A 22515-nucleotide genomic window follows, 5' to 3' on the forward strand; every position below is an offset into this window, starting at 1 on the left:
CGATGGCTCAGACTGTGCGCACGACCTACGGCTCGATTAGCGCTGGCGACCCCTATATTCCCACCGGCGGCAATGGCGGCTACACGGCGGAACATTACGACCTGAACCTCTCCTATCGGGTAGCCACCAACCGCTTGAACGCGACCGCGATCATCACCGCACGCGCCCTCATGCCCCTCGACCGGTTCAGCCTTGACTTCGCGGGGCTGAGCATCGAAAAAATTCTGGTGAACGGTGCGCGGCCGACCAAGGTGACGCACTCTTCACGCAAACTCGTCATCAGTCTCGCCGCGACGATCGAGGCCGGGGCCGTGTTCGAGGTGGTGGTGCGCTATCGCGGGGCGCCGCATCCGGTACGCAGCGCCTGGGGCGACGTCGGCTGGGAAGAACTCGACGACGGCGTGCTCGTCTCCGGACAGCCCTGTGGTGCCGCGTCCTGGTTTCCGTGCAACGACCATCCGAGCGACAAGGCCACCTATCGCATCGAGATCGCCTGCGAATCGGCTTACACGGTGGTGTCGAACGGGGTGCTATCGAGCCGGTCGAGCCGCTCCGGTCGTACCAGCTGGATCTTCGATGTGCGCGAGCCGATGGCGACCTATCTCGCCACGGTGCTGATCGGCCGCTACCGCCGCCGCGACCTGGCCGACGCTCCCGTCGCGCACAGTCTGTACTTTCCCGCCCGACTCGCGACCCGTGTCGAAACCGACTTTGCCCGCCTCACCGAGATGATCGCATTCTTCGCCGACCGGTTCGGGTCATATCCGTTCGCGTCTTACTCTGTCGTCGTGACCGAGGACGAGTTGGAGATTCCTCTGGAGGCCCACGGCCTGGCCATATTCGGCAGCAACCATGTTGACGGCAACCATGGCAGCGACCGGCTGATCGCCCACGAGCTGGCGCACCAGTGGTACGGCAACAGCCTGACCGTGGCCCGCTGGCAAGACATCTGGTTGCAGGAGGGTTTCGCGTGCTACGCGGAATGGCTCTGGGAGGAGCAGCGCGGTGGCCGCACGGCCGACGCCCTCGCCGTGCTGCACCGCGGCCGGGTGGCGGCGCTGCCCCGCGACATCGTCGTCGGTGACCCAGGCCCGCACGCCATGTTCGATGACCGTGTCTACAAACGAGGCGCGCTCGCCCTGCACGCCATTCGCAAATCTCTCGGTGACGAGGCCTTCTTCGCGGCACTGCGTGCCTACACGGCGGCTCGGCGTTTTGGGCAGGTCTCGACCGAAGACTTCGTAGATTTCTTCTCCGAACACACCGGCAGTCGGGCGATCGGCGGCTTCGTCGCCCGCTGGGTGCAGCAGAGCGCGCTGCCGAGCCTCTAACGCACCGATACTCGTGGGGCCGCCCCGCCGAGCACGGCGAGCGTGCCGATCAGGCCGGGGCCAGCGTCGAAGTTCGCCAAGTGCACCCGGGCCAGGTCGAGGGTGGCCGTGGGCCAGTCCAGCAAAACGGATGCTCCTGCGCCAGTCCACCCCACCGTCACCTGCCGCGGGTCCACCGCCAGCCCCTCACCCGACAACTTGAGCAGCGCCTCCTTTGTCGTCCAGAGGCCCGCGCGCGCCCGATTGCGGTCGGAGAAAGGTATCTCGAACAGCGCTGCGCGCTCGAGCGCGTTGAAGGCCACGTCGTCGAACCCGGCGCGCCCGACGGCGCTGATGCTCTCGAGGTCGACACCGATCGGCCCGACCACCGATACGGCCACGACCATTGTGTCGCCGGCACGGCTCAGACTCACGTGCACCCCGTCGGGAGCGAGTACGCGTGGGCGTCCGTGCGCTCCGCCGCAGCGCTCGCAGCGCTGCTGAACGGTGACGGGGCCCGAATTCGGGCAGACCCGGGCAACGGCGGCGGCGAGTCGTGCGCGGTCGGTCTGGGGGAGCGGCGCGCGCGGAGCCAGAAAAAGGGAGACATCCGGTTGCGGCACCCTCAAACGTTACCGGGCGGTGAAGGCGAATGACACACTAGAAGATCGAACAAGGAGAGCCGATGGCGCTGGTTGATAACGCGGTTTACGTGGATGGGCACCGGGTGTCCACCCCGCACACGCTCGACGAGACCTTTGAAGTTATGAAGCAGAACAAGGGTTTCGCCTGGATCGGCCTGTATCGGCCGAGCGAGTCGGAAGTGCGTGCCGTCGCCACCGAGTTCAGCCTGCACCATCTGGCCGTGGAGGATGCGCTCGCCGGCCATCAGCGATCGAAGATTGAACGGTACGGCGATATTTTGTTCGTGGTGCTGCGCCCGGCACGCTACATGGATGACGAGGAGCGCGTCGAATTCGGTGAGTTGCACGTTTTCGTCGGTCCGGATTTCGTGGTCACCATTCGCCACGCCGAATCGCCCGACCTCGCGCAGGTGCGCGAACGCATGGAAAGCACCCCGCACCTGCTCGGCCTCGGCCCGGAGGCCGTGCTCTATGCCATCCTCGACCAGGTCGTAGACGAGTACGGGCCGGTCGTGGCCGGGCTCGAGAACGATATCGACGAGATCGAAGACCAGTTGTTCGACGGTGACCCCGAGGTGTCCCGTCGCATCTACGCCCTGTCTCGGGAGGTGATCGAGTTTCAGCGGGCCACCCAGCCGCTTGTCGGCATGTTCGAGTCGATGCAGCGTGGATTCGACAAATACAACGTCGACCTCGAACTGCACCGGCACCTGCGCGACGTGCTTGACCACACCCTGCGCGTCGTGGAACGCGGTGACGCGTTTCGGCAGCTGCTGCAGAACGCGCTCACCGTGCACAGCACTCTGGTCGGGCAACGTCAGAACGACGAAATGCGCCACCTGTCCGAGACCAGCCTGGCCCAGAGCGAAGAGGTCAAGAAAATCTCGAGCTGGGCAGCCATCCTCTTCGCACCGACACTGGTGGGAACGATCTACGGCATGAACTTCGACTACATGCCCGAGCTGCACTGGGCACTGGGCTACCCTTTCGCCCTCGCCTTGATGCTCGCGATGGGCGTCACCCTGTACACGGTCTTCAAACGTCGGGACTGGCTGTGAGTGCCACGATTGCGTCTAAAACGCGCGAAACCCCGGCCGCCTCAGGGCAAACCGGTGTTTTCGCAATTAGGGTAGGCCTGTGTGGCACCTCGATAGAAAACAAGACGACGACGACGTGCTTTCCAAGTACCTGGGCGCCGTCCCTGTCGACCCGCAAAACGTGACCAGTCCACACAACCTCAGTCTGGGCGACCCGGCCTTCACGGCCGGGAATATTGCTGAGCCGGTCTGGCAGCGCTGGCGCGACGAACTTGCCGCGCTCGGCGGTCGTTCGCCGCTGCTGCACTTCACCGACGAGGCTCGCACCCGCATCGAACTGAGCGCCACGCACCCTGGCGGCCTGCCGCAGTTCATCATCGGCAAGACCACCCTGTTGTCCAATCTCATTCGCGACGAGTTGGCGCTGCGCAACGCCCGTTTGGCCGCGAACGAGATCACGCAGAAGGGCATCGAACTGCGCTCCATGCGCGGCCTCGAATCGGTCAACCTCGCCATCGGTCTCGCCGAGTGGCGTTACCAAGACGTCGACTACAGTGCCCCGGTGCTGCTGCGTCCCCTCGCCATTCGCCGGTATGGACGCGACTACGAGCTCAAGCTCAAGGGTCAGCCCTTTCTCAACCCTGAGCTTGCCCGAGCCTTGAAGGACCAGTTTCAGATCGTGCTCGACGCCGACGCTTTCGTGGCGCTCGCCATCACCAATGGTGCGTTCAAGCCGCAGCCGGTCATTGATCGGCTACGCGGACTCACCTCGCACCTGCCCTGGTTCAACGTCGTACCGCGCCTCGTTGTGTCGAGCTTCGCCGATGTCGGCCGGGCGCTCGCCGCCGATGCCTCATCGCTCGACCACCCTCTGCTCGACGCCGTTGCCGGTAACATGACCGCTCGGCGCAACATCGAGACCGCGTATAACCCGGTCGTACCGATCGGCCAGGACGCCCGTCCGCCTGCCACAGACACGCTGCTCGGTGACGCCGACTCTGAGCAGGAGAACGTCGTCGCGCAGATCGCGGCAGGCAACTCCCTCGTGGTGAAAACGCTGCCCGGCACCGGCGGCACCCAAACCATCGTCAACGCGATCGGCTCGCTCGTGGCCCAGCACAAGCGGGTGCTCGTGGTGAGCGCCCGCCGCTCCAGCCTCGATGGCATCCACGGCCGCCTCGTGCAAGTGGGACTGCCCGGCATTGCCGTGACCCCGCGCACCCTGCGCCGCGACCTGATCGCGTCGATCACAAGAAACGAGAAAGCGGCCCAGCCGCGGGTCGGCGACGTCGATGACGCCCTTGTGCGCTTGCGCAAGGTGCTGCTCGACTACCGTTCGGCGCTCACTCGTCGCGACTCCGCTCTCGGTGTCTCTGTGCTCGACGCGCTGGGCGAACTGGCCCGGCTCGCCCAGCTGCCCGAGCCGCCGTCGACCACTGCTCGTCTCGACCGGCACGCCCTCGAGCTTCTTGCACACTCGCGGGCGGCCGCCGCGAACACCCTGATCAAGGCCGCTGTTCTCGGCGAATTTCGGTACGGGCCTGGCGACTCGCCCTGGTACGGGGCCTCGTTCACCTCCACGGCAGATGCCTCCAACTCGCACCAGCTCGCTAAACGCATCAACCAGATCGAACTGCCGCGGCTGCTTGAACGCGCCAACGGCCTGATCGGTCAGACCCGGTTGCGCCCGTTCGAGACGATCAATGAACTCGGTATCTACCTGCGTCTGCTGCTGGATATTCGCGAAACTCTCGACAAATTTCAGCCTGGCGTCTACGACCGGTCTCTCACCGAGTTGATCGCCGCCACGTCGTCGCGGCGCGAATCGTCTGAGATGAGTTCGGCCAGTCGGCGTAGGCTGCGAAAACTCGCCGAGGAATACCAGCGCCCCGGCGTGCGGGTGACCGACATGAACGAGAGCCTGCGGCGCATCCAGGGCCAGCGCACGCTCTGGCAGCGCTACGCGGCCGCCGGCGTTACTCCGGAGGTGCCGGTGGGCATCAACGACGTGCACGTTGCCTTTCAGCGAGTGTGGGAAGACCTCGGTCTGCTCGACATTCCGCTCGGCACCAGCGGCACGCCCCGAGTCCTTGCCGGGCGTCAGCTGAATGAGCTCGTATCGATGATCTCGGGCCTCGCCGCTGAGAGCGAGGTGCTCGCGAACCTGCACGAGCGCACAGCGTTGCTGGCGACGTTGCGCGAGCACAACCTCGACCCGCTGATGACCGACCTGTCCCAGCGCCACGTGTCGGAAGAGAACGTCGCCGTCGAGCTCGAGCTGGCCTGGTGGCAGTCCGTGCTCGAGATCATGCTCGCGAGCGACCGGGCACTGCTGGGCGCCAACACCCAGGTACTGGACCGCCTCGAGGCTGATTTCAAACTCGTCGACGAAGCGCACGCATCCGCTACCGGCAAGCTGCTGGCCTGGCTGCTCGCCGAAACCTGGAAGATCGGCGTCGTCGACTTTCCCGAGGAAGCGGACCAGCTGCGACGCCTGCTGCGCGCCGACCGTGCCACCCCAGCTCGGCTCAATGAGGTCGCACCGCACCTCGGTCGAGTGCTCGCCCCGGTCTGGCTGGCCTCACCCTACGAAATCGCCGGAATCAGCGACCAGATCACGTTCGATACCGTGTTGCTGGTCGACGCCGGAGCCACGACCCTGGCCGAGAACGTCGGTGCGATTCGCCGCGGCCGACAGATCGTGGCGTTCGGCGATCCAGTCACCCAGACGCCGTCAGCCTTCGAAACCGGCATTGCCGGCTCGGGGGAGACCGCCGCGCCCGACGCATCGGTGGATGCCCTGCACGCCGACTCTGCCCTGGCCCGCCTCGGCGAGCTGTTGCCAACCCTCACCCTCACCCGCAGCTACCGGGCTGGCGGTGAGGACCTCGCCGAGCTCGTCAACCACCGCTTCTACGGCGGACGCATCGACTCCCTGCCCTGGGCCGGAAGTTATCTCGGCCACGGAAGCCTCACCATCAACTATGTGGCGGGCGGCCGCGGCATGCCCGACGCCGACAGCGGCGCCATCGAGAGCGTCGACGCGGAGGTCGTGAAGGTCGTCGACCTCGTGCTCGACCACGCCTCAAAGCGTCCGCGCGAATCGCTCATGGTGATCACCGCGAGCACCCGGCATGCCGTGCGCGTGCAGCAGGCCGTGCTCGCGGCGTTTGCCAAGCGCACCGACCTCTCCGATTTCATTCTCAAAGACCGCAGTGAACCATTCACCGTACTCACCCTCGAGCAGGCCGTGGCACAGAGCCGCGACCGCGTCATCTTCTCGATCGGCTACGGCCGCACCCCGCACGGTCGCCTGCTGTCGAACTTCGGTTCCCTCGGTGAACCCGGTGGAGAACGCCTGCTCGCGATCGGCATGACCCGTGCACGTCGCGCACTGGACATCGTCTCCTGCTTTCGCCCCGCCGACATCGACGAAGACCGGCAGCGTCACGGTATCCTCGCCCTGTCTCAGGTTCTCAGCGAGACCGAAGCCCGTCGTGACGAGGTGCAGGTTCCCGACGCGAGCGAAGCCATGCTGGTCGATCTCGGCAAGCGCCTCGAAAAGCTCGGTCTCAGTGTGCGCCTCGGCCACCGCGGCAAGCTCGCCCTGGCCGCTTCTTACGGAACCCGCGCGATCGTGGTCGAAACGGATGCCGTCGTCAATCGTGCAAGCCTGCGCGAGTCGTTGCGGCTGCGCCCCGAGGTGCTGCGCCGGCTCGGCTGGCACTACCTGCGCGTGCACAGCTTCGAGCTGTTCAGCAACCCCGACGCCGTTGCGGCACGCGTGGCCGCAATCGCCGGTGTTCCGCTGGCGGATGCCCGGCCCTTTTCGACCGGCGACGCCCCCACCATCACCCCGAAACGTCCGGGCGCGTGAGTGGTTCGGAGGCTAAGCCGCCCCTCGGATCGGCCCGCCAGCCAATCGTGAAGGCTGGCGGCTCGGCCCGGCGCGCGAAGCTGCTGCCAGCACCGGATACCGACCCAAATCCGCACCCGCCGGTGCTCCGCGAAGAAGGGGGCGTGGCGCACACCGGAAGCGCGCCCAGCGCGAACGAGGCGCAGTTGCGGCAGGATCGCCCACCGCACTGGTAGCTGCTAGTGCTTGGGACCGTGGTCGGCTGCAGCGTTCTTGGCCAGCAGGTCCCGGATCTCCGTGAGCAGATCGAGTTCGGTCGTGGGATCGGCCACGACGGCGGAGGGCACGCCGGCAGCGCGACGACGGTCTTGAGCCTCCTTGAGTTTGTTCAGCGGCAGCACGATCACGAAGTAGACGACCGCGGCGATCAGCAGAAAGTTGATGAGCGCGCCGATGACGGCACCGAACAGGATCTTGTCGCCACCGGGAAGGGTCACGGGGAGGGCCTGAGCGAGCGAGTCGGCCTTGAAGATCGAGGCGATGAGCGGGTTGAAGATATTGACGACGATGGCGGTGACGAGCGCGGTGAACGCCGTGCCGATGACGACGGCGACCGCGAGGTCGATGACGTTGCCACGCATGATGAATTCTTTGAAACCGTTGATCACGGGGTGCTCCAAACGGATGACTCGGGTGACCGTCTTTGCCAGCGCCATCTACCTAAGACGCCTTCGCGGTCGGAACTGAGGATGACGACGACGGCGACGCGCTGTCTTTCTTCGCCGGCGTGCTGTCGGACTTCTTTTCGGATTTGCTCTCAGCAGGCTTGCTCGACGTCGAATCGGTCTTGTCGGCAGACTTTTCGGTCGGCTTGCGGTCGAGATTCGGGTTGGACTGCTTCGAATCCGACTTGGAGTCGTTGCTGTAGAAACCGGAGCCGCTGAAGGTCACGCCGATCGAAGAGAACACCTTGCGCAGCTTTCCCTGGCAGGTCGGGCACACCGTGAGCGAGTGGTCGGTGAAGGCCTGCTGAATATCGAAAGCGGTGTCGCACGCGGTGCAACGGTAAGAGTAGGTAGGCACTGCATCTCCAGCTGGTTGGGCCAGCAGGCAAACGCCTGCCAAGACTAAGGGTATGCGCGCATGGGCTCCCGCAGGTTCAGAACCGGGGTCACGGGCGGTAAAACGATTAGAAAGCGATGATTCGGGTCGGCGTTATGAGGCCGTTCACAGGCTGGTCGTGCACCTCGCGGGGAACTTCGTCGAGGTATTCGCTGTCGAAGACCATGGCGTACACCGGCGGGCATTTCTCCATGGAGCCGAGGGTCTTGTCGAAGTAGCCGCGGCCCCAGCCCATGCGCAATCCCGATTCGTCCACGGCTGCCGCTGGAACAATGATGAGGTCGACGTCATTGATGGCGATTGGCCCGAGCAGGGTTCCCACGGCCTCCGGTACGCCGGAAATTCCGCTGAATTCCTCGTCGCCGTCGCCGACGGTCCAATCGAGCAGGCCGTCTTCACGCGAAATCGGAAACAGAATACGGATGCCCTCTGCCGTAGCCCAGTTGAGAAAAGGTCGGGTATCGGGTTCGTTGTGGGCTGACAGGTAGCAGGAGATCGACCGCGCGGACAGGTCGAGAACGAGACTTTGCAGATTTTCCGTGAAACCGGCCGTGGCGAAGTCGCGCTCCGAGGATGTCAGGTTCTGACGGCGTTCGCGTAATTCCGCTCTGAGCGCACGCTTTCGATGAGCTATGTCGGAGTACATATAAGGCATCCTACTTGCCACTAACCTAGTGCCCATGGGTACCCCGATAACTAAAGCCGTCATTCCCGCAGCTGGACTGGGAACACGTTTCCTGCCAGCGACCAAGGCCATGCCGAAAGAGATGCTGCCCGTCGTGGACAAACCGGCTATTCAATACGTCGTCGAAGAAGCTGTTGCGGCTGGGCTCAGCGACGTGCTGATGGTTACCGGGCGCAACAAGAACGCCCTGGAGAACCATTTCGATCGCATGACCGAGCTGGAAGCACTGCTGGAACGCAAAGGGGACCAGACCAGACTGGCCAAGGTGCGTGAATCCAACGAGCTCGCCGACATCCACTATGTGCGGCAGGGCGACCCGCGCGGACTCGGCCACGCCGTGTTGCGCTCGCGCATGCACGTGGGAAACGAGCCGTTCGCGGTGCTGCTCGGTGACGACATCATCGACTCCCGCGACCCGCTGCTGACCCGCATGCTCGCAGAACAGGTCAAGCGTGGCGCCAGCATCGTTGCCCTGCTCGAGGTCGACCCCGCGCAGATTCATATGTACGGAGCAGCTGCGGTCGAAGCGACCGATGATCCCGACGTCGTGCGCATCACCGGCCTCGTCGAGAAACCCAGCCGCGAAGACGCCCCCTCCAACCTCGCCATCATCGGCCGTTACGTGTTGCGCCCCGAAGTTTTCGATATTCTAGAACACACGGCGCCCGGCAAGGGCAACGAGATTCAGCTCACCGACGCCCTGCAGGAGATGGCCGTCAACCCGGAGTCCACCGGCGGCGTGTACGGCCTCATCTTTCGTGGGCGTCGTTACGACACCGGCGACCGGCTCGACTACATCAAGGCCATCGTGCAGCTCGCCGTCGATCGTGAAGATCTCGGTGCCGACCTCAAGCCCTGGCTGCGTGAATTCGTCGCCACACTCGACTAACGATCTTTCCCGCTCCACCCAGCTTCCAACCCACGACAGACAGGCAAACCGTGCCGATCGCAATCCCGACCCTCCGCGAGGGGGCAGTCACTCTGCGTCCCATCCGATTGCGCGATTCGCGCGCTCTCGAGGGCGAACTGCTGGCGAACCGCTCGTGGTTGCGCAAGTGGGAGGCCACCAACCCCTACGCGCCGATGTCTTTCGATACGCGCGCGAGCATCCGCAGCCTGTTGACGCATTCGCGGTCGGGCAACGGCCTGCCGTTCATCGTGGAACAAAACGGTGAACTGGCCGGTCAGCTCAACGTGTCGTCGATCACCTGGGGATCGCTGTCGTCGGCCACGATCGGCTACTGGGTGAGTGAAAAGTTTGCCGGCCAGTCGGTCACCCCCACGGCCGTGGCGCTCGCGACCGACTACTGCTTCTACGAGCTCGGCCTACACCGAATAGAAATTTGTATCCGTCCCGAGAACAAAGCCAGCCTGCGCGTCGTCGAAAAGCTGGGCTTTCGGTATGAGGGCCTGCGCCGACGGTATATCCACATCAACGGTGATTGGCGCGACCATTTCTGCTTCGGCCTGATCGCCGAGGAACTCAGCCAGGGCGTCATGCGCCGCTGGCAGGATGGCCTGGTACCAGAGGCTGCCGCGAGCGTTACCGCGGCAGATTTGGAGTCGGCCGCGCATCCGGTGCGTGTCATCACCCGATGACGGTTACGAACCACCCTGTTCGGGGGCAGAATCAGTATATTAACTTAGGTGACACACCGAGAGTAATCCTCGTCGGATGTGCCCGCGCCTCTTACCGTTGTCAACATGAGTAGTGAGGCATTGGGTGGCGGGGTCATGGTGGCGGTTGCCGCTGTGCTCTGGGTTGCCTACTTGATGCCCACCTGGTCGCGCCGCAAGCAGTTTCAGGCAACCGAACGAAATGCGGTGCGATTGCAACAGACACTGCGCATTCTGGCCGAAACCGCCGAAGTTCCGCAGCAAGTGCGACTTGAAGCGAACGCCCGCACCGTCGCCGAGCAGCAACGGGTTCTGGCGAGGGCCGAGCAATCGGAGCGGGCAGAAGCGCAGGCGAAGGCGGATGCCGCCAGCGACGTTCGCGGCGCCGCCGCGGCTGTGGCCGACGCGGCCGCGCCGCGCCTCCCGGAGTCGCCGGTGAAGAAACTTCGGCGTCTCCGTCGCTTTCGTCGCGTGGTCTCGCTCATTCTGCTGACCGGTTTCGTGCTGGCGGTGTCGGGGATCGTTCCCGCTCTGGCCGGTTCGTTCTCCGCGCTGGTTGGCGGCGGAGTCGTCATGATCGCCGCGTTCGGCATTCTCGAAAGACTGGCCACGGTCGCCCGCTCGGCGCGCATCGTTCGCGTCGAAGCCCCGGTGGAGCTGTCCGTGCCGATCCGGCAAACCTTCGAGCCCGTGCAACTGGAAGAGTCTCCGGTCGCCGCTGCCACGTGGACGCCGCAACCCGTGCCGCGAGCGCTGCACCTCTCGCGCGGCTCCATCGCGCAGACGGCGATGGCATCCGTTGAAGCGGCCAACCAGCTACGCCGGGCAGCCGCTGAAGCGGAGGTTGCCCGTCGTGCCGCCGCGCTCGCGGAGGAGGCCAACCGGGTGGTCACGCCGATCGCGCGGCCGGTCGTCTCGGCGACTGCTGCTGCGGTGCCCAACCGATTCGCGTCGATGGGTATTGTCGGCGAGACAATCCCAGGCATGACCGACCTCGACGCCGTGCTGCGTCGCCGTCGCGCGGTCTAATCGCCGCCTCGCGCTCGAAGCGGCAAAACTGTCAGTCAGCCCGTGATATTCTTCAAAGGCAGTTTGGGGCTATGGCGCAGTTGGTAGCGCGTCTCGTTCGCAATGAGAAGGTCAGGAGTTCGAATCTCCTTAGCTCCACCACACTGTTGCAAAAGTCCCGGCCTCGGCCGGGACTTTTCTCATTCCCCGCCCAGGCCGCTAGGCGATGGGTGGGCGTTGCAGGGTCTGGGTGATGCGGCTGGCCTCGTCGAGGAGCAGCTGGCCGAGGATTCTCTGCCGCTCGGGCTTGAACCGTGGCTCGATGCCGGTGAGGGAGAGCGCCCAGCCGGGGCGGCCGCTGCGGTCGAAGATCGCGGCGCCCATGCCCCAGCTGCCCTCCAGAATGAGTCCGGGATTCACCGCGTAGCCGGTTTCCCGGGTTCGTTCGAGATTGGCGCGGATGCTGGCGGGGGAATGCTGATCGCCCCAGCGAGCCGTGAAATCCGCGGTGTCGTCGAGGAGGGCATCCACTTCAGTTGCGGGTAGGTAGGCCAGAATGGCCAGTCCGGCGGATGCGATCCCCAGCGGAAAACGCACCCCCTCGTGCAGCACGAAGGAGCGGATGGGAAAGCTGCCCTCTTCACGGAGCAGACACACGGTTTCGGCGCCGCGCCGGATCGAGAGGAACGCGCTCTCCCCGGTCTCTTCGGCCAGGCGCACGAGGCTCGGCCGGGCAAGCTCTTCGATCGGGTAGCGGGCGGCAGCAACGGTTCCCATGACGAAGACTTCGGGGCCGTAGTGCCAGGTGTGCCGCACGGCATCGTGGTCGAGCAGGCCCTCGGCGGCGAGCGACGTGAGCAGCCGGTGGACGGTAGGCCGGGTCAGGCCGGAGTCGCGCACGATCTCGGCCAGGGGAGTGCCGGAGGGATTTTGACCGACCAGGCGCAGCAGCAGGGCTATGCGGGTGACGACCTGAGCGCCCTGCACGGGTTGTGCCAGCGGTAATGGTGGGCCGCCGCGTGCCGTTTGCGCCTCATGTGTGGGTGGCTGAGCGACCATATCGATGCCTCTGTCCATAATGTGGATGATTCGCAGCCTACTGTTCACGGGGTGGAGCCGCAAGATGATAATGATTGACAGGGTCTATCGGCTCTGAATACCATGACGTAAAGAGGTGCCGTCCACGGCGTGGACAGCACGCTCGACAGCGCTCAAGGAGGAGACAGTATGTCCAAGGTTCAGGCCAGCGCGAGCACGGCGCTGCACGACGTTCTGCGCGATGGGATGGTTCTCGCGGTCGGCGGTTTCGGGCTCAGCGGAATCCCAGCCGATCTCATCGACGCGGTGCGGGCATCCGGTGTGAAAGATCTCACGGTCGTGTCGAACAATATGGGCGTCGACGGCAAGGGCCTGGGCGTGTTGCTCGAGGCCGGGCAGGTACGCAAGGTCATCGCCTCGTATGTGGGAGAGAACAAGCTGTTCGCCGAACAGTTTTTGGCCGGCGTGCTCGAGGTTGAATTCAGCCCCCAGGGCACCCTCGCCGAGCGGTTGCGGGCCGGGGGCGCTGGTATCCCCGCGTTTTATACCAAGACGGGCGTCGGCACGCTGATCGCCGAGGGCAAGCCGCTCGCTGACTTCGATGGTGAAACCTACCTTCAGGAACGCGGCATCGTTGCCGACGTGGCGCTGGTCAAGGCCTGGCGCGCCGACACTCTCGGCAATCTCGAGTACCGGTTCACCGCCCGCAACTTCAACCCGGTAGTCGCCACCGCCGGTATCATGACCATCGCTGAGGCCGAGGTGATCGTGGAGCCCGGCGGCATCGATCCGAACCACGTCATCACCCCCGGTGTCTACGTGCAGCGCCTCATCCAGGCCTCAGCCCGGGTCAAAGACATCGAACAGCGCACCGTGCGCAGCCGCCCCGTGCTGGCCAGCTTGTAGTTGAGGAGAAAACCATGGCTTGGACCAGAGATGAAATGGCCGCGATCGCGGCGCAGGAACTCAGTGACGGCGACTACGTGAACCTCGGTATCGGTATCCCGACGCTCGTGGCCAACAATCTGCCTGAGGGCATTCACGTGACGCTGCAGAGCGAGAACGGGCTGCTCGGCATGGGACCGTTCCCGTGGGAGGGCGAGGAAGACGCCGACCTCATCAACGCCGGCAAACAGACCGTCACGATGCTGCCGGGGGCGGCGATCTTCGACTCTGCGACCTCGTTCGGCATGATCCGTGGCGGTCATGTGAAGGTCGCCATCCTCGGCGCCATGCAGGTGTCGGGGCTTGGCGACCTCGCCAACTGGACCATTCCCGGTAAAATGGTTAAGGGAATGGGCGGCGCGATGGACCTCGTGGCGGGCAGTCCCCGCGTAGTGGTGCTGACCGAACATGTCGCGAAAGATGGGACGCCGAAAATCGTCACCGAGTGCACCCTGCCACTGACTGGCGTGCGTGTTGTCGATCGCATCATCAGCGACACGGCCGTCTTCGACGTGACGCCGACCGGCCTGGTCTTGCGCCAACGCGCCCCCGGCGTGAGCCTGCAGGACATCGAAGACACCACCGAAGCCGCGTTCACGGTTGGGGAAACTGCTCGGGTCTAGTCGTCAGATCAATCACTGAAAGCCCCGTCCAAGTCTCGGACGGGGCTTTCAGTGATTCAGGATTTTGTCGGCGGGGTATCCGCGTCGTCGACGCGCTCAGCCTCCGGTACGGCGGTTGCGTCGTCGAGCTCGCGCGACCCGTCGGGGTTCAGACGGATTATGCGCGGCCGGGCCGCTCGCATCTGTTCCTCAGTCCAGTCAGCGGCATCGGAATCGAGGCGCCGCCGGGCAACCGGGTTCGCGTCGCTCGGGTCACGCGGATGCGGCGACATAGGTGTTCTCGATGACCGACCCCCAGTAGGGCCCGAACATGGTGTCCGCGATGTTGTTGTAGCCGAAGCTGTTGACCGAGTTCTGCAGGCCAGTGGAACCGCTGCCAATCATCCACGGGCCGCCCGACGATCCGCCAGTCATGTTGCAAGGGATGCCCTGCGACTGGCTCTGGCCGTAGGGGTCAGGGGTGGCAGTGCCATAGCAGGACTGCAGGGTCTCACCGTCGAACGGCGCGGCTGCTGGGTAACCGTAGGCGGTGTACGTGAGACCACGGCTCTGGTTGAATGTGACGCCCGACGCGCCGACGGTGTCGCTCAACGACATGCCGGTGGGTGAGGACACGATGGCGAAGCCGGTGTCATAGCTGATGTCACCGCTGTTGCTCCACTGGGTGGGAGCGTACAGCTCGGTGGCATTCCACTGGCCGAACGGTGCCGTGCCGTTTTCATAGGCCGGCACGAAGGTGAGCCGTGACGCGAAAGCGCCGGGGCCTTCGTTGACGCAGTGCCCCGCGGTGACGACCGTGTTCTCATTTACAGCCGAGACGGAGTTGCCGGAACAGACGTAGTCGGTGCCGCCGAGGGTGAAGAAGACTTTACCGATGTGGGAGATGGGGGAGATTCGAGAGGCCGTCGGCGACTGCTCGGGGTCGGCCTTCTGCGGGGCTATCAGAGAGGTCGCGCCGGCAGCGACGGCGCCGATTGCCCCGGCCACAATGTTGTCCTGCACCAGGACCTCCCCCGGTATGGCGCCCTGCATGCGTTCCGGTGTCCAGTAGTCACCGCCCTGCTGCGTTTGTGGGACGACCCAGCGGTCGACATCCGCCGAGGAAGACGTAATAACGGCCCCCGGCACACTGGCGGCGGAGGCTGCGCCGGTCGACAAGAACCCGCCAGCACCGACTAACGTGCCGATCAGAAGCGCCGAGAGGGCGCCGGTCTTAACTTTGCTACGCATCATGGGCTTCACTCCAGTTATCGATCACATCCAGCGAACTGATTTACCACCAGTATCAATACGATATTTGGCAGTGATCGCGTTGTCTACCCTTTATGGGTGCGGCCTCCCCGGGGTGCATTTTTCGTTCGAATGGTCGACCGACGGCGGTACCCGCCATACTGAGTGAATGTCGGACCGGATCGGTGTGCGCGCGCGGCGACGAAGCCCCGCGTTGTCGGTGCGCGTGCGCATTCTGGCCGCGATTCTGCTCGTGACCGCGGCCGGACTGGCGATCGCCGGAACGACCGCCTACGTGGTGCAGCGCGAACGCACATTGATCGAGATCGACGCGGTGCTCACCGACACCGTTGACGACGCGCGTATCGTCGCCGCAGATTCGGCAGCCGTCGATGTGCGCGGCGCGCTGCGTGCCGTCATTGCCGGAGTGCGTCCGGCTACCAACGAAAGCACCCTCGCCGTCATCGACGGAGTGGCGGCGCTGGAACCGCGTGCCGTCGACTTTCGGCTGGCCGACGACGTGCTCGTTGCGCGCAGCGTGGCTGAAACGGCCACGGGCGAGGTCGTGCTCGGGACCGTCACGGCGTCTGGCCGGCTGCTGCGTTACGTCTTCGTGCCGGTCTCCGTCGATGGCGATCCGGCGCGGGGTACGTTCATTGCAGCTTTTGATGTCAACGCCGAACTGCGGCCGGTGTCCGATGCGTCCCGCACCTATCTTTTCGTGGGCCTCGCGACCCTGATGGTCGTCGGGCTGGTCGGCTGGGTCGTTGCCGGGCGCCTGCTGCGCCCGATCCGTGGCCTGCGCGAAGCCACCGCGCGCATCACCGCGTCGGATGTGAGCGAACGTATCCCCGTCGTTGGCCACGACGACGTGTCGGCGTTGACCTCGACCGTGAATGAGATGCTCGACCGCCTGCAGGGAGCGCTCACCGGGCAGCGCCAGCTGCTTGATGATGTCGGTCACGAGTTGAAGACGCCGATCACCATCGTGCGCGGGCATCTCGAGCTGATGAATTCCAGTAGCGCGGCCGATGTCGCGGCCACCCGCGACCTCGCGATCGACGAACTCGACCGCATGGGCGGCCTCGTACGCGATATCTCGGCTCTGGCACAGGTCGAACGGTCGGCACTCGCCCAACGCTACCCCGCCGACATTGCCGCGCTGGTCGAACGGGTGCGCCAGAACGCGGGCGCGCTCTCGGCGCACAGCTGGGTCACCACGGAGACAGCCGACGTGGTCGTGGCCGTCGACGCCGACAAGTTGACGCAGGCGCTGCTGCAACTAGCCGCCAACGCGGTCACCCACGGCGCGCCGACCGGAGCGATCGAGCTCGGCAGCGCCCTCACACTGGATGCCGCCGGCCAGCCGCGCCTGCAGCTCTGGGTGAGCGATCACGGCCCGGGCGTCAGCGACGAACTGCTGCCGCGCATCTTCGACCGGTTTCAGCGCGGTACTCGCGGACGTGGGCCGGCCGGCTCCGGCCTCGGCCTGGCCATCGTCGCGGCCATCGCCGAGGCGCACGGCGGGACCGTTCTCATCTCCCCGACTCCCGGCGGCGGCGCTACCTTCACCATCGACCTCCCCGCCGACTCGGCACCTGCGACACCCGACCTGAAGGACATCCGCTTGTGAGCCGCATTCTGATCGCCGAAGACGAAGACCGCATCGCCAGTTTTATCGAGAAGGGACTCGTCGCTGCCGGGTTCTCCACCGTGGTGGTGCGCACCGGAACGGACGCCCTCGACTACGCCATCACCGGCGGGTTCGACCTGCTGATTCTGGACATCGGGCTGCCTGGACTCGACGGCTACGAGGTGCTACGACAGCTGCGGGCCGACGGGTCGGAGCTGCCGGTGGTCGTGCTGACCGCTCGCGACTCGGCCGAAGACACCCTTGCGAGCCTCGAGGGCGGCGCCAACGACTACATGTCGAAACCGTTTCGGTTTGACGAACTGCTGGCGCGGGTGCGCCTGCGCATGGCGGAAGCCCCGCGCGAGACGAGCACCGTACTCAGCGTCGCCGGGCTGCAACTCGACCTGCGTACCCGACGGGCGACCCTGGGAAACCGGCAGGTTGATCTCTCGGCCCGGGAGTTCGCGCTCGCCGAAGAATTTCTGCGCCACGCCGATCAGGTGCTGAGCCGGGAACAGCTGCTCAGCCGGGTCTGGGGCTACGATTTCGACCCCGGATCGAACATCGTCGACGTTTATGTGGGGTATCTGCGCGCCAAGTTCGGTGCGGAACGCATTGAGACGGTACGCGGAATGGGCTACCGACTCACCTGAGTCGACAGCCCATTTCGCGGCTGAGCGAGTTACTCGTGATCGCTGCCGTGGCCCGAGTCGTCGCCGCTGTCCTCATGGCCCGAGTCGTCACTTCCGGAATTGCGGTTGCCGTTGTAGTCATCGTGCCCGGAATCACTACCGCCGCCTGAGTTGCTGGAGTCGTCGACCGTGACCGCGTTGCCGGAGCCGGAGTTGCTGTCGACTCGGCCGTCACTGTCGTCCGGGGCGTCGTTCACGTCGTCGGCGCCATGGCCGGAGCCGAGGCGTGCGTCACTGTCGTCCGGGGCGTCGTTCATGTCGTCGGCGCCATGGCCGGAGCCAAGGCGGCCGTCACTGTCGTCGGGGGCGTCGTTCACATCGTTACTGATCGCATCATCGAACTGATCGTCGATACCGTTGCCGCCGCCGACGCGCCCGTCACTGTCGTCGGGGGCATCGGGTGTACCGGTAGCGGCGGGGCTGCTGCTCGACGTGCTGGTGGGCGCTACGACGTTCGGGGCGGTGTTCGCCTGGGCGGCGATCACGCCGACCGACATCAACCCGGCGAGGCCGAGGGTTGCGAAGGCGATGGTGTGCTTCTTCTTCATCTGAAACATGGGGTGGCCTTTCGTCTGCGCCGGGTAAGCGGCGGATTGATTTCGTGGTGTCGATCTCCACAGGATCAATCAACCGCACGCCGATAAGACCGGCACGAGAAGTGCATGAGAGCGCTCTCATGCACAGGGATCAGCCGCTTTTGCGGCCCGAACCGGAGCTTCCGCCGGAATCGTCAACGCCGATATCGTCATCATGATCGGGGTTGTCACCGCCATGATCGTCCACGACGACGGGATCCTGAGCGGGAACGACTTCAGGGGCGGCGCTGGGGACGGTCGGTTCGGTGCCCGTCGAGTCGGTACCGGTCGGGTCGGTACCGGTCGAGTCGGTACCCGTTGGGTCGGTGCCGGTGGAATCGGTGCCGGTGGGGTCGGCGCTCGTCGGTTCGGTGCTCGTCGGTTCGGCGCTCGGCGTTGAATCCGGTGTCGCCGCCCCAGTGGATGCCCCGCTCGGCTGCACAGACACGGCCGGAATGCCGATGGATCGCCCCGGCTGTTCGGCGATGGCGAGCGAATCGGCCAGAACCGAAGCCAGGGCCACGAGCAGAACCGCCCCCACCCCCGCGCCGGCGATCCAGCGCAGCGGTCGAGTCCAGGTATTACGCGCGTTCATGAGGCCTCCCATCGACAATCCATCCTTCAGTGTGGCGGCTACAGCTAAGCCCAAACCAAGGCAATCGTGAGAATTCTCTTAGATTTGACGCGATCGAGCCAGCGGGGGCAGACGAAGTTACGGCCCAAGCTTGTAGGATTGTTGAACAATTCGGTAGGCTCTGCAAAACGCTGATCGGGCATCCGCTTCGACATGGCGAGCAATACCCCCGGTGATCAAGGGTTTGTTTGGCGTACCCGGGCACGCGGGCGCTACTGGGAGAAATATGCTCGTACTGATTGGTGTGTTCCTGATCATCGTGGGCGTATTGCTGTTCTCGGTACTGATGGGCAATGCCTTCGCAGCATTCCCGATCATGACCGGCGCGATCGGCTGGCCCGTAGGCGTGCAGATCTTCAACGGCAACCCGGCCGCCGTCTACGCCATCGGCATGCTGCCCGGCGTCACCGTTGCCCTGATGTACTTTCTCGCTTTCTCAACCGCACAACGAAGTGGAGCACCATGCCCGCACCAACCGTTCTCGACGCACCCGCGCTACTGGGTGGGCTGGCCCCGACGTACGCCGACATCGTTCTCGACAATCTGGCCAGGCTGTATCCGCACTCGGCCCACCACACGACGCATTCAGCGGATGACCGACCAACGCCCGAGCAGATTCACCCGGCCTTCTACACCTCGTTCGACTGGCATTCCTGCGTGCACATGCACGCCCTGGGCGTGATGCTGCTCGAGCACGGCCTGGACAGCGAGCGGGACGCCGCCCTCCGTCAGGCGATCGGCGCCAACCTCACGGTCGAGAAGCTGCGCGTCGAGAGCGCGTATCTGCTCGCCAACCCCAGCTGGGAACGACCCTACGGCTGGGCTTGGCTGGTCCGGCTCGCGGCCACCTGCGCGGCGTCGACCAACGCCGAGATTCGTGGGTGGGCATCCGCTCTCGATCCGATCGTCGACATCGTGGCCGAACTGTTCATGGCTTGGGTGGAAAAAGCCGAATGGCCGGTGCGTCACGGTCTGCACACCAACTCGGCGTTCGGGCTCGGCCTGATGCTCGACGCTTTTCGAACCCTCGACCGCGCCGACGCTGCTCTGGCCTGCGAAACCGCGGCCCTCACCTGGTTCCACGCGGATGCCGACTGGCCCGGTGACTGGGAAATGAGCGGCCAGGACTTTCTCTCCGCCGGGCTGAGCGAGGCCGACCTGCTGCGCCGAGTACTTGCGCCCGAGCAATTCGCCGTCTGGTTCGCATCGTTCCTGCCCCGCCTGACGGCCGATTCGCGCATCGTGCGCCCGTTTGGGGTCACCGACGAGACCGACGGATATCTCGTGCACCTGCACGGACTGAACCTCTCCCGCGCCGGACAGGTGACGCGCATCCTCGCGGCGCTGGGCCAGACGCCGGAGTCGGCACCGGCAGTGGCGGCCCTGGACGCCGCCAGGGACCCCCTGCTTCGGGCCGGACTCGCAGCAGTCGTGGCGCCGGAGTTCATGTCCTCGCACTGGCTGGCAACCTTCGCCTGGGATGCGCTGTTATCGGCATCCGCTCTGACACACCCGACTGATACGGCAGCATAGAACCTATGGCAACCATCGATTTGAACAGCGACGTCGGAGAGTCCTTCGGCAACTGGACCTTCGGCGACGACGCCGCCATCATCGCCTCGGTCACGAGCGTGAACGTGGCCGGCGGGTTCCACGCCGGCGATCCAACGACTATTCGCGCGACCTGCGCCGCGGCCGCCGCTGCCGGCGTCACGGTGGGCGCACACCCCGGTTACCGCGATCTGGCCGGCTTCGGCCGCCGTTTCATCGAGATGGATGCAGCCGAACTCAGCAACGATGTGATCTACCAGATCGGCGCTGTGCAGGCCCTCGCGCGCGCCGCCGGTACCGCGGTGCGTTACGTGAAACCGCACGGCGCCCTCTACAACACCATCGCTCACCACCCGGTGCAGGCGCAGGCCGTGGTCGACGCCGTACTCGCTGTCGACTCGACGCTGCCGCTGATGGTGCTGCCCAACAGCGAGATCGAACGCCTCGCCCAAGCCGCCGGCCTGCGCACCGTGTCCGAGGCCTTCGCCGACCGCGCCTACAACCCCGATGGCAGTCTCGTGTCGCGCACGCTGCCGGGAGCCGTGCTGCACGGGGTCGAGGCGGTGACCGCACAGGTCATCCGCCTCGCCCTCGACGGCACTGTGGTCGCCATCGACGGCTCGGTCATCGCCGTGCCGGCGACGAGCATCTGCCTGCACGGCGACACCCCTGACGCGGTGCTCCTCGCCGCGGCGGTGCGTTCCGCGCTGCTGGGTGCCGGCGTCTCCATCGCTAGTTTCGTGTAGCGGATGCCCACCCGTATTCGATCCATCCGCCCGGTCGGAGACCGAGCCGTGCTCGTGCAGCTCGGCAGCCTCAGCGAGGTGCTCGGCCTATACGAAGCACTGCGCGAGTATCCGCTGCCCGGTCAGGTGGACCTCGTCGCCGCCGCCGAAACCGTGCTGGTGACGGCCGACTCGGCGGCATCCGCTCGCGGCTTTGCGCAGCTGCTGAGCGCGATCGAACCGTACACGGCCGCCAGCGCGCACGAGGGCCTCGTGACCATCGAGGTCATCTACGACGGGGACGATCTCGACGAGGTCGGCGAACTCACCGGCCTCGGCCCAGACGGCGTGATCGCGGCGCACACCGGGCAGCTGTGGACCGCCGCGTTCGGCGGTTTCGCCCCCGGCTTCGCGTACCTCGTCGGCGACGACCGCCTGCGGGTCGCCCGACGCAGCACTCCGCGGGGGGCCGTGCCGGCCGGTTCGGTGGCGCTCGCCGACGCCTACTCGGCTATCTATCCGCGGGTCTCTCCCGGTGGCTGGCAGCTGATCGGCCGCACCGATGCTGCCCTGTGGAACCTCGACCGCGACCAGCCGGCCCTCATCCAACCCGGCAGTCGGGTACAGTTTCGCGCTGTGCGTGAGTTTGCGCGCGCCGCGCCGACGGCCATCGGGACCGACATCGTCGACCTCCCGGCCGACCTCGTCGTCGTACAACCCGGGCCGCAGACCACCGTGCAGGATCTCGGCCGCCCGGGCCTCGCCCACCTCGGCGTGGCCGGCGCCGGCGCCCTCGACCGCGGAGCGTTGCGCCGCGCCAACCGGCTGGTCGGTAACCTCGCCTCCGCCGCCGTACTCGAAAACGCCCTCGGCGGCCTCGTGCTCGACGCGCGCACCGAGCAGGTTCTCGCGGTAACGGGGGCATCGGTTCTCATCACGATCGACAGAACGGATGCCGCCCCCCGCGTCGTGCCCACCGACGCGCCGTTCGCGCTGCACGTCGGCGAACGGCTGACCGTCGACGCCCCCGTGTCGGGCGTGCGCAGCTATATCGCCGTGCGCGGCGGCTTCAACCTGCCGCTCGTGCTCGGCAGCCGCTCGAGTGACTCGATGTCGGGAATCGGGCCGGGGCCGCTTCTGGCCGGCACCGCACTGCGCGTGCTGCCGGCTCCGCCAACGAGCGTGGTCGGTGCCGCTGAACCCGCGGTCGACCCGCCGGCCGCAGTGACCGTGCTGCGCTACATTCCCGGCCCCCGCGCCGACTGGTTCAGCGCCGACACGCTGGCTGATTTCGACCGCACCGACTGGGCCGTCACCGCGCAGTCCAACCGCATCGGCCTGCGTCTCGACGGGCGAGCCCTCGAACGCGCGCGCGGCGGCGAACTGCCGAGCGAGGGCACTGTCTCCGGCGCCATCCAGCTGCCCGCCTCGGGCCTTCCGGTGTTGTTCCTCGCCGACCACCCGGTCACCGGCGGCTACCCGGTACTCGGCGTGGTGCTGCATACCGACCTGGACAAGGCGGCTCAACTCGGCACCGGCGCACGCATCCGCTTTCTCGCCATCACCCCTGAAACCCTGAACGAAAGCTGA

General features: G+C 65.7%; 22 protein-coding genes, 1 tRNA gene and 1 pseudogene. 15 read left to right on the forward strand and 9 right to left on the reverse strand.

The window, feature by feature from the left end:
• Positions 1-2: 2 nt before the first annotated feature.
• Positions 3-1331 (forward strand): M1 family metallopeptidase, encoded by a 1329-nt coding sequence (locus E3T38_RS06275; RefSeq protein ID WP_134547163.1) that lies wholly within the window; start codon positions 3-5, stop codon positions 1329-1331.
• Here E3T38_RS06275 and E3T38_RS06280 read toward each other — a convergent pair.
• Entirely contained in the window at positions 1328-1933 is a 606-nt protein-coding gene (locus tag E3T38_RS06280; protein ID WP_134547165.1) for a 4'-phosphopantetheinyl transferase superfamily protein, read from the reverse strand. The genes E3T38_RS06275 and E3T38_RS06280 overlap by 4 nt on opposite strands.
• A gap of 62 nt (positions 1934-1995) precedes the next feature.
• On the opposite strand from E3T38_RS06280, the gene E3T38_RS06285 reads away from it, so the two are divergent.
• Entirely contained in the window at positions 1996-3012 is a 1017-nt protein-coding gene (locus E3T38_RS06285; RefSeq protein ID WP_134547167.1) for a magnesium and cobalt transport protein CorA, read from the forward strand.
• Between the two features lie 79 nt (positions 3013-3091).
• Positions 3092-6868, forward strand: a complete 3777-nt coding sequence (locus E3T38_RS06290) for an AAA family ATPase (protein ID WP_241984326.1) — start codon at positions 3092-3094, stop codon at positions 6866-6868.
• 218 nt (positions 6869-7086) lie between these two features.
• Here E3T38_RS06290 and mscL read toward each other — a convergent pair whose 3' ends face one another.
• The 3 genes from mscL to E3T38_RS06305 form a co-directional block, all read right to left on the reverse strand.
• Positions 7087-7563: a large conductance mechanosensitive channel protein MscL gene (gene mscL / locus E3T38_RS06295; RefSeq protein WP_370448997.1), complete on the reverse strand. Its 477-nt coding sequence runs from the start codon at positions 7561-7563 to the stop codon at positions 7087-7089.
• 4 nt (positions 7564-7567) lie between these two features.
• Entirely contained in the window at positions 7568-7930 is a 363-nt protein-coding gene (locus E3T38_RS06300; RefSeq protein ID WP_134547169.1) for an FmdB family zinc ribbon protein, read from the reverse strand.
• Between the two features lie 106 nt (positions 7931-8036).
• Entirely contained in the window at positions 8037-8615 is a 579-nt protein-coding gene (locus E3T38_RS06305) for a 5-formyltetrahydrofolate cyclo-ligase (protein WP_104199891.1), read from the reverse strand.
• Between the two features lie 34 nt (positions 8616-8649).
• Here E3T38_RS06305 and galU point away from each other — a divergent pair, with 34 nt between their 5' ends.
• The 4 genes from galU to E3T38_RS06325 all read left to right on the forward strand — a co-directional run bounded on the left by galU (position 8650) and on the right by E3T38_RS06325 (position 11441).
• Positions 8650-9543 (forward strand): UTP--glucose-1-phosphate uridylyltransferase GalU, encoded by an 894-nt coding sequence (gene galU / locus E3T38_RS06310; RefSeq protein ID WP_134547171.1) that lies wholly within the window; start codon positions 8650-8652, stop codon positions 9541-9543.
• Positions 9544-9593: 50 nt separating this feature from the next.
• Positions 9594-10253, forward strand: a complete 660-nt coding sequence (locus E3T38_RS06315) for a GNAT family N-acetyltransferase (protein WP_134547173.1) — start codon at positions 9594-9596, stop codon at positions 10251-10253.
• 105 nt (positions 10254-10358) lie between these two features.
• A complete protein-coding gene (locus E3T38_RS06320; protein ID WP_134547174.1) occupies positions 10359-11300 on the forward strand; it encodes a hypothetical protein in 942 nt (313 codons plus the stop codon).
• A 65-nt stretch (positions 11301-11365) separates the two neighbouring features.
• Positions 11366-11441, forward strand: a tRNA-Ala gene (locus E3T38_RS06325).
• Positions 11442-11498: 57 nt separating this feature from the next.
• Here the strand turns inward: E3T38_RS06325 and E3T38_RS06330 are convergent.
• On the reverse strand, positions 11499-12356 hold the full coding sequence (locus E3T38_RS06330) for an IclR family transcriptional regulator (protein ID WP_241984327.1): 858 nt from the start codon (positions 12354-12356) through the stop codon (positions 11499-11501).
• A 150-nt stretch (positions 12357-12506) separates the two neighbouring features.
• Here E3T38_RS06330 and E3T38_RS06335 point away from each other — a divergent pair, with 150 nt between their 5' ends.
• Positions 12507-13223: a CoA transferase subunit A gene (locus E3T38_RS06335; RefSeq protein ID WP_134547175.1), complete on the forward strand. Its 717-nt coding sequence runs from the start codon at positions 12507-12509 to the stop codon at positions 13221-13223.
• Positions 13224-13237: 14 nt separating this feature from the next.
• Positions 13238-13885: a CoA transferase subunit B gene (locus E3T38_RS06340; protein ID WP_134547176.1), complete on the forward strand. Its 648-nt coding sequence runs from the start codon at positions 13238-13240 to the stop codon at positions 13883-13885.
• 56 nt (positions 13886-13941) lie between these two features.
• Here the strand turns inward: E3T38_RS06340 and E3T38_RS06345 are convergent, their stop codons facing one another.
• Both E3T38_RS06345 and E3T38_RS06350 read right to left on the reverse strand, forming a co-directional pair.
• Positions 13942-14157 carry a hypothetical protein gene (locus E3T38_RS06345; RefSeq protein ID WP_134547177.1) on the reverse strand — a complete coding sequence of 72 codons (216 nt, stop codon included), beginning with the start codon at positions 14155-14157 and terminating at the stop codon, positions 13942-13944.
• Positions 14138-15118 carry a serine protease gene (locus E3T38_RS06350; protein ID WP_241984328.1) on the reverse strand — a complete coding sequence of 327 codons (981 nt, stop codon included), beginning with the start codon at positions 15116-15118 and terminating at the stop codon, positions 14138-14140. Before E3T38_RS06350 ends, E3T38_RS06345 begins: the two co-directional genes overlap by 20 nt.
• A 166-nt stretch (positions 15119-15284) precedes the next feature.
• Here E3T38_RS06350 and E3T38_RS06355 point away from each other — a divergent pair, with 166 nt between their 5' ends.
• Both E3T38_RS06355 and E3T38_RS06360 read left to right on the forward strand, forming a co-directional pair.
• On the forward strand, positions 15285-16748 hold the full coding sequence (locus E3T38_RS06355; protein WP_134547178.1) for a cell wall metabolism sensor histidine kinase WalK: 1464 nt from the start codon (positions 15285-15287) through the stop codon (positions 16746-16748).
• Positions 16745-17401 carry a response regulator transcription factor gene (locus E3T38_RS06360; protein ID WP_134547179.1) on the forward strand — a complete coding sequence of 219 codons (657 nt, stop codon included), beginning with the start codon at positions 16745-16747 and terminating at the stop codon, positions 17399-17401. The genes E3T38_RS06355 and E3T38_RS06360 overlap by 4 nt, the downstream gene beginning before the upstream one ends.
• Positions 17402-17430: 29 nt before the next feature.
• Here the strand turns inward: E3T38_RS06360 and E3T38_RS06365 are convergent, their stop codons facing one another.
• Positions 17431-17997, reverse strand: coding sequence for a hypothetical protein (locus E3T38_RS06365; RefSeq protein ID WP_134547180.1), 567 nt, complete (start codon positions 17995-17997; stop codon positions 17431-17433).
• A gap of 130 nt (positions 17998-18127) precedes the next feature.
• Positions 18128-18610 (reverse strand): hypothetical protein, encoded by a 483-nt coding sequence (locus E3T38_RS16660; protein ID WP_166805449.1) that lies wholly within the window; start codon positions 18608-18610, stop codon positions 18128-18130.
• A gap of 265 nt (positions 18611-18875) precedes the next feature.
• Between E3T38_RS16660 and E3T38_RS17285 the strand changes: the two are divergent.
• The 4 genes and pseudogenes from E3T38_RS17285 to E3T38_RS06390 form a co-directional block, all read left to right on the forward strand.
• Positions 18876-19058 (forward strand): annotated as a pseudogene (locus E3T38_RS17285) (5-oxoproline transporter, DUF979 family subunit); the annotation flags it as partial.
• 53 nt (positions 19059-19111) lie between these two features.
• Positions 19112-20182 (forward strand): DUF2891 family protein, encoded by a 1071-nt coding sequence (locus E3T38_RS06380; RefSeq protein ID WP_134547182.1) that lies wholly within the window; start codon positions 19112-19114, stop codon positions 20180-20182.
• 5 nt (positions 20183-20187) lie between these two features.
• Positions 20188-20946, forward strand: coding sequence for a LamB/YcsF family protein (locus E3T38_RS06385; RefSeq protein ID WP_134547184.1), 759 nt, complete (start codon positions 20188-20190; stop codon positions 20944-20946).
• Between the two features lie 3 nt (positions 20947-20949).
• Positions 20950-22515: a 5-oxoprolinase/urea amidolyase family protein gene (locus E3T38_RS06390; RefSeq protein WP_134547186.1), complete on the forward strand. Its 1566-nt coding sequence runs from the start codon at positions 20950-20952 to the stop codon at positions 22513-22515.

The organism is Cryobacterium sp. Hb1 (assembly GCF_004403585.1).
Classification (GTDB): Bacteria; Actinomycetota; Actinomycetes; order Actinomycetales; family Microbacteriaceae; genus Cryobacterium; species Cryobacterium lyxosi.